Here is a 2,419-nt window from a genome sequence, read left to right as displayed (position 1 = left end):
GCGCTATGCCAAGGGGATGCGTCAGCATATCCGCACCTCTGAGCCGGGGCGCCTGGTGGACACCATGATTGTGGGGGCGCTAATCGAGGCGCGTAGCTGTGAGCGTTTTGCCGCTCTGGCGCCCCATGTGGATGCGGAGTTGGGGCGCTATTACCGCTATTTATTGAAAAGCGAGTCGCGCCACTTTGAGGATTATCTGAAACTGGCCGAGCAATATGCCCAGGGGCCGATTACGGAACGGGTGGATTTTTTCAAGGCGGTAGAGCAGGAATTGATTGAAACACCGGATGATGAGTTCCGGTTTCATTCGGGCACGCCGGGAACAGTTGATAGTGGACAGTTGACAGTTGACAGCTAAAACCCGCGATTTTGCTGTGATCATTTTGAAACGTAAGAGGCCGCGCCCAAAGCATGGACGCGGCCTCTTACGTTTCATCCCACAAAAAACTTTGTCGCGCAGCTGTCAACTGTCCACTATCAACTGTCAACTAATCTCAAAGCTTTCCAGTTTTAGCCCTTTTTCACTGTCTGCGATGATCTGCCATCCCAACTTCCCCCAGTCACCCAGCACCCAGCGCTTGCCGGTGCCATCAGGCAAGTCCACGTCGTGGACGTCCGGGCGGTGGGTATGGCCGTGGATCAGGTGCTGAACACCAGCTTCCTGCATTTCCCGGACCACTTCTTCCGGGGTGACGTCCATGATGTTTTCTGCCTTGTTGGCGTTGTTGCCCTGGCTTTGCATGCGCATGCCCTGGGCGATCATGCGTCGCTCTTCCAGCGGTTTGGCGAGCATGCCTTGCTGCCACTGCGGGTTGCGGGCCATGGTGCGGAACTGTTGATAGGCGGTGTCCAGGGTGCACAGGCTGTCGCCGTGCATCAGGATTACGGCGGTGCCGTAGAGGTCGACTACGGTGCCTTCGTCAAGCAGGGTGCCGCCGCAGGCATTCGCAAAGTCGTTGCCGAGCATGAAATCCCGGTTGCCATGCATGAAGTAAAGCTTGCTGCCACTGTCAGAAAACTGTCGGAAGGCGGCGATGGCATCGAGATTGAACGGGGTGTCATCATCGTCGCCGATCCAGGCTTCGAACAGGTCGCCCAGTACATACAGGGCGTCGGTCTTGCCTTGATGGTGTGCCAGCAGGTTTTTCAATGCCTCCAGATGCTCGGGGCGTGCCGGATCCAGGTGCAGATCAGAGATGAAGAGGGTGTAACTCATGGTTATTGAGCGTCCTTCTCTTCGTTTGCCTGTTTGGCTGCCTTGCTGTCACCTTCCAGGCGGTAGGCCTTGGTGATCAGAATAGGCACTTCCGGGACATCGCGGGCCATCATGCCGTTCAGGCGCTGGCTGGTGGTGCGTTCCCGGGCGATATTGTCGACCACATTCATGCCGTCGGTGACGGCCCCGAAAACGGCATAGCCCCAGCCGCGGCTGTTCTTGCCGGTGAAATCCAGATTGCGGTTATCTACCAGGTTCACAAAAAACTGGGCGGTGGCCGAGTGCGGGTTGCTGGTGCGAGCCATGGCCAGGGTGCCACGCTTGTTTTTTAGGCCGTTGTCGGCCTCGTTCTGGATGGGTTTGCGCGTGGCCTTGCGCTGCCCGCTCTGGTCAAAGCCGCCAGCCTGAATCATGAAACCGCTGATCACGCGGTGAAACTGGGTGCCGTTGTAGAAGCCACTGTCCACGTACTGGAGAAAGTTGGCGACACTTTGCGGGGCTTTGTCTTCGTACAGCTCAATGGTAATGGGGCCGGCTGTGGTGTCCAGGCGGACCACCGGGTTGGCCAGCAACAGACCAGGGAGCAGGGCGAGCAGGGCAGCAGCAAGGCGCATGACGATCAGTCCTCGATCAATTCAGCAGATTCGATCAGTACCGGTTCCACCGGCACATCCTGATGGCCGCCGCTGTTGCCGGTGGCGACGTTGCGGATTTTTTCCACCACGTCCATGCCTTCTGATACAGCACCGAATACCGCATAGCCCCAGCCGTCCTGGCTGCGTTCCTTGTCCAGAAAATGGTTGTCGGCCACGTTGATGAAGAACTGGGCCGAGGCGGAATGCGGATCCGGGGTGCGCGCCATGGCAATGGTGCCGGCCTTGTTGGACAGGCCATTGCCTGCTTCATTCTGGATGGGGGCGCGGGTAGCTTTCTGCTGCATGTCTTCGGTGAAGCCGCCACCCTGGATCATGAAATTGCTGATAACGCGGTGGAAGATGGTGCCGTTAAAGTGGCCTTCCTTGACGTACTGCACGAAATTCTCGGTGGTTCCCGGCGCCTTCTCTGCGTCCAGTTGCAGGGTGATTTTGCCGTAAGTTGTTGTCAGCAACACTTTCATTGATGTTTCTCCGCAGGGTCGGACCCGTCAGTTAACGCCTATTTTGCGTGCAGAGGGGCCCTGAGTCTTTGACTGTTGGGGGGGCT

4 protein-coding genes are annotated in these 2,419 nt (G+C 57.7%); 1 reads left to right on the top strand and 3 read right to left on the bottom strand.

Annotated features, from left to right (window positions below; genetic code table 11):
* A partial coding sequence (gene miaE / locus A3754_RS20400) for a tRNA isopentenyl-2-thiomethyl-A-37 hydroxylase MiaE (protein WP_231880718.1) occupies positions 1-358 on the top strand: 358 nt, incomplete at its 5' end.
* Between the two features lie 126 nt (positions 359-484).
* On the opposite strand, the gene A3754_RS20395 is transcribed toward miaE, so the two are convergent.
* Genes A3754_RS20395 through A3754_RS20385 form a run of 3 tightly spaced genes read right to left on the bottom strand, consistent with a single transcriptional unit; the run spans position 485 to position 2,333 of the window.
* Positions 485-1,216 carry a UDP-2,3-diacylglucosamine diphosphatase gene (locus tag A3754_RS20395; RefSeq protein WP_063521161.1) on the bottom strand — a complete coding sequence of 244 codons (732 nt, stop codon included), beginning with the start codon at positions 1,214-1,216 and terminating at the stop codon, positions 485-487.
* 2 nt (positions 1,217-1,218) lie between these two features.
* Positions 1,219-1,830, bottom strand: a complete 612-nt coding sequence (locus A3754_RS20390) for a peptidylprolyl isomerase (RefSeq protein WP_063521160.1) — start codon at positions 1,828-1,830, stop codon at positions 1,219-1,221.
* 5 nt (positions 1,831-1,835) lie between these two features.
* Positions 1,836-2,333 (bottom strand): peptidylprolyl isomerase, encoded by a 498-nt coding sequence (locus A3754_RS20385; protein ID WP_063521159.1) that lies wholly within the window; start codon positions 2,331-2,333, stop codon positions 1,836-1,838.
* Positions 2,334-2,419: the final 86 nt, after the last annotated feature.

The sequence above is a fragment of the Alcanivorax sp. HI0083 genome, from assembly GCF_001635175.1.
The sequence above is the reverse complement of the archived record's forward strand: the minus strand, read 5'-3'. Positions and strand labels throughout refer to the sequence as shown.